At 64.0% G+C, this 4320-nt stretch carries 5 protein-coding genes; 3 read left to right on the top strand and 2 right to left on the bottom strand.

Annotated features, from left to right (window positions below; genetic code table 11):
- A partial coding sequence (locus DBR12_RS06610; protein ID WP_199226648.1) for an N-acetylmuramoyl-L-alanine amidase occupies nt 1–729 on the top strand: 729 nt, incomplete at its 5' end.
- Nucleotides 730–844: 115 nt separating this feature from the next.
- Nucleotides 845–1177 (top strand): cupin domain-containing protein, encoded by a 333-nt coding sequence (locus DBR12_RS06615; protein WP_108616536.1) that lies wholly within the window; start codon nt 845–847, stop codon nt 1175–1177.
- Nucleotides 1178–1222: 45 nt separating this feature from the next.
- Here the strand turns inward: DBR12_RS06615 and DBR12_RS06620 are convergent, their stop codons facing one another.
- Complete coding sequence (locus DBR12_RS06620) at nt 1223–2812, bottom strand: methyl-accepting chemotaxis protein (protein ID WP_108616537.1); 1590 nt, start codon at nt 2810–2812, stop codon at nt 1223–1225.
- A gap of 362 nt (nt 2813–3174) precedes the next feature.
- On the opposite strand from DBR12_RS06620, the gene DBR12_RS06625 reads away from it, so the two are divergent.
- Nucleotides 3175–3414, top strand: coding sequence for a glycine zipper 2TM domain-containing protein (locus DBR12_RS06625; RefSeq protein WP_108616538.1), 240 nt, complete (start codon nt 3175–3177; stop codon nt 3412–3414).
- Between the two features lie 106 nt (nt 3415–3520).
- On the opposite strand, the gene DBR12_RS06630 is transcribed toward DBR12_RS06625, so the two are convergent.
- Nucleotides 3521–4168: a DedA family protein gene (locus DBR12_RS06630; RefSeq protein WP_108616539.1), complete on the bottom strand. Its 648-nt coding sequence runs from the start codon at nt 4166–4168 to the stop codon at nt 3521–3523.
- Nucleotides 4169–4320: the final 152 nt, after the last annotated feature.

Consider the following 4320-nt stretch of genomic DNA (forward strand, 5'->3'; position numbering starts at 1 on the left):
CAGACCGACCGCCTCATCATCGTGGCGCTGGACCCGGGCCATGGCGGCGAAGACCCTGGCGCCATCGGCCCCGCAGGCACGCGCGAAAAAGACGTGGTGCTGCGTGTGGCCTACCTGCTGCGCGACCGCATCAACGCCACCACCGTGGGCGGCAACCCCATGCGGGCCTACCTCACGCGCGATGGCGACTACTTCGTGCCCCTGGGCACCCGCGTGCAAAAGGCGCGGCGTGTGCAGGCCGACCTGTTCGTCTCCATACACGCAGATGCCTTCACCACCCCCGCCGCACGAGGCGCCAGCGTGTTTGCACTGAGCCAGGGCGGCGCCTCGAGCACGGCCGCGCGCTGGCTGGCCAACAAGGAAAACCAGGCCGACCAGGTGGGTGGCATCAACGTGCAGTCCAAAGACCAGCATGTGCAGCGCGCACTGCTGGACATGAGTACCACCGCCCAGATCAACGACAGTCTCAAGCTGGGCAGCGTGCTGCTGGGTGAGATCGGCAACGTGGGCAAGCTGCACAAGCCCCGCGTCGAGCAGGCAGGGTTCGCCGTTCTGAAGGCGCCCGATATCCCCAGCGTGCTGGTCGAAACCGCCTTTATCAGCAACCCCGAAGAGGAACAACGCCTGCGCAGCAGCGCCTACCAGGAACAGCTGGCCAATGCGCTGATGCGCGGCATCACCCGCTACTTCGCCAAGAACCCACCGCTGGCGCGCAACCGCTCGGTGTAGGCCATCTTCCCATCATTGCGGCAAATTTACTGACCCCAGGTCCGGCCACCTTGCATCGGCCTGCAAGCAGGTGCACAGTGTTTTTCAGAACCATCTCGGTTAGAAGGAGAACACCATGGCCCTACCCCACGCCCAATCCGGCCAGATCGTGAGCGTGCGCCCGCTGGGCGACAGGCTGCCGGACACCGTCACCACGGCCATTCTCAAGGCAGGCCAGCTTGAAGTGATACGTGTGGTCCTGCCCGTAGGCAAGTCCATGAAAGAGCACAAGACGCCTGGCGAAGCCACCGTGCTGTGCATCGAGGGGGTGGTCGAATTTGCCAGCGACGGCGCCGTGCAGCAGTTGCACCCTGGCGACTTTGTGCACCTGGCGCCGCGCGCACTGCATGCACTCAAGGCGGTGCAGGCCGCCTCGCTGCTGGTCACGCTGTGCTTGCAGGCGGGCTGACGGGACGGGCCCCGCAGCACCGGCCCCGAAAACCTGTTCTCAGCCTCACGACCCCAGCCGGAACACGCTCACGATCTGCGCCAGCTTGGCCGCCTGGTGCTTGAGGCTGTCAGCCGCCGCGGCGCTTTGCTCCACCAAGGCAGCGTTCTGCTGGGTCACTTGATCGAGCTGCGTTACAGCCTCGCCCACCTGGCTGATACCGATGGTTTGCTCGCCCGTGGCGCTGGATATCTCGCCAATCAAGTCGCTCACGCGTTGAACCTGCGCAACGATGTCCTCCATGCTCTGCCCAGCGTTGCCCACCAGGTGCGTACCCGCATCGACCTTCTCCGCGCTGGCACCAATCAGGGCCTTGATCTCCTTGGCAGCCTCCGCACTGCGCTGGGCCAGATTGCGCACCTCGCTGGCCACCACGGCAAAGCCCCGGCCTTGTTCGCCCGCCCGGGCGGCTTCGACCGCCGCATTGAGCGCCAGAATATTGGTCTGAAAGGCGATGCCATCGATCACGCCGATGATGTCGGTGATCTTGCGCGATGCGGCCGAGATGTCCTGCATCGTGCTGATAACCTGCCCCACCACCTCGCCGCCCTTGACAGCGGCGGTCGATGCAGTGCCCGCCAGGAGGGCCGCTCGCTGCGCGGTATCGGAGTTGTTCTTGACGGTACTGGTGAGCTCCTCCATGGAGGCTGCGGTCTGCTCCAGGTTGCTGGCCTGCGTTTCCGTGCGCTCGCTCAGGTCCGCATTGCCCATGGCGATCTCGCGCGAGCCCGTGGCAATGGCCTCACTGCTTTGCCGCACATCACCCACAATGCGGACCAGCGAGGTCTGCATGGCCTCCATCGCCCGCATCATGTCGGCCACCTCGCCACGCCCGCTGGCATGGATGGGCTGCGACAGATCCCCCCCGCCGATGCGCTGCGCCACCGCACTGACCTCGCCCAGCGACCGGCGGATGCGCCGCACCACCACCCACGACAACACCACCAGCAGCCCCAGCGCGGCAGCACCCGCCGTCAACACCGTCAGCCGGTAGGACTGTATGAGTTCGGCCGCCTCGGAGGCCTGCTCCGCCGAGCGCTGCACCTGGTAACTCACCATCTTGTCTGCCACGGCGTTGTACTGGGTCAACACCGGCGCAAATGTGCCCAGGGCGTAACTCTTGGCCTGCGCCATGTCGCCGGCCTTCTTGAGCGCAAGGGATTTGTCGCGCGTTTCGAGGTAGCTCTTGCGCACGGCAGCCAGCTCCTCCTGGATGCGCAGGCCTTCAGGGCTGTTTTCCAGCTCGGAGTAGCGCTTTTGCACCTTGCTGGTGTCTGCCGTGGTGGCGGCCACCACGTCCTTGAAGTAGTTCTGCAGGTCATCGCCCTCGGTCTGCACAATCGAGAACACCCGCGTGGAATTGACGGCGATGTTGCTGCGCCAGCGCAGGGCCAATTCCAGCCGCTCCACCTGCTCCGTAGCCAGGCGGTTCACCGTGTTGCCCAGATGCTGCACCCGCACCAGACTCAGCGCCAATATCAGCACCAGCGCCAGCACGGCCACACCCACGATCAAGCCCATCTGCTGGGCCACAGTGAACCCGCCACCATAGGTTCTGTACGCACCGTCTGGGCCCTGCTGTATTGAATCGCTCATCGCTCGTCCTTTTGGGGTTTGTGTGATTGTTGTGGGAATAAGAAATCATCGTGCTACCCACATGGCCTGGCAACCGCCATCGCCACGCTCGGAAACCCTGATGCACGTGGCGCTCATCGCAGTTGCCACAACGCCACGCAGCGCGCACCGGCTCCATTGCGGCAGATAGGGCGATGGACCGGGACGGTCGGCAGGCAGGCACGCATGTAGGACGCAGGGCATGCCCTGCGTCCTACATGCGTGCGTCCGCCGTGCCTACCTCTGCGCCGAGGGGTCGCAGCCATAGTCAGAGGGCAGGTCAACACCACCCGCACTCACTGCTGCGCTTGTTGTTGCTCTGACCACCACCAAGGACTCCTGCCATGAACCACCGTCACTTCCTTCTCGCATTCACCTGCACTGCAGCCCTTGCCCTGGGTGGCTGCGCTTCCAACCCCTCTGGCGCGCAGGTTGGCACCGGCGTAGGCGCTGTCGTCGGCGGCGTGGCCGGCAACGCCGTGTTCGGCGGGCCAGTGGGCACCATCGGGGGTGCCGCGGCTGGCGCCCTCATAGGCCATGAGGTCGGCGAAGACCACGATCAGCGCAAACCTGATCGCCGTTAAATCGCTTTGCACAGCCCACAGCCTTATCGGGCAAGCACAAAAATGACCACCAGCGCTTTACAGAAAAGCGCTTGCAGCTATTTTTTCATAGCATTTCAGCGGAATATCAGGCCACCTTGGCCTGGCGCCCCGCGCGCCACGCGCCAAAGATGGCTATCAGGCCCGGCACAATGATCAGCGCCCAGATAATCTTGTCCAGGTGCTCCCGCACCAACGGCAGGTTGCCGAAGAAGTAACCGGCCGTGCAAATGCCCAGCACCCAAATCAGCGCGCCGCCCACGTTGTAGGCGGTGAATTTGGCCCGGTTCATCTCGGCCACGCCCGCCACGAAGGGGGCAAAGGTGCGGATGAATGGCATGAAGCGCGCCAGCACGATGGTGATGCCGCCATACCGCTCATAAAAGTTGTGTGCCTGATCGAACGCCCGGCGGTTGAACCAGCGCGAGTCCTCCCACTGGAACACCTTGGGGCCAAAAAAACGGCCGATCGAATAGTTGCACTGGTCGCCCAGGATGGCCGCCACGATCAGGATGGCGCATGCCAGCGGGTAGCTCATCATCCCCGCACCGCACAGCGCCCCCACGATGAACAGCAGCGAATCGCCAGGCAGAAATGGCATCACCACCACACCCGTCTCCACAAACACGATCAGGAACAGCAGCGCATACACCCACGCACCGTAGGTCTGCACAAACATCTCAAGGTACTTGTCGACATGCAGGATGAAGTCGATCAGAAAAGTGACCAGTTCCATGGGAGGGCCGGGAGAACGCCGGGCATTGAAAAGACAGCGGGCATTATCCCCATCGCCCGGCGCCCACCGGCCGATGTCCCTGCGCGGCCCCCGCCCTAAAATCTGCCGGGTGAACGACATTATCCCCAGCCTTGCAGCAGCCCAGCCTGCCC

Origin of the sequence: Acidovorax sp. HMWF029 (genome assembly GCF_003060895.1) — a bacterium.
In the GTDB taxonomy this organism is placed as follows: Bacteria; Pseudomonadota; Gammaproteobacteria; order Burkholderiales; family Burkholderiaceae_C; genus Acidovorax.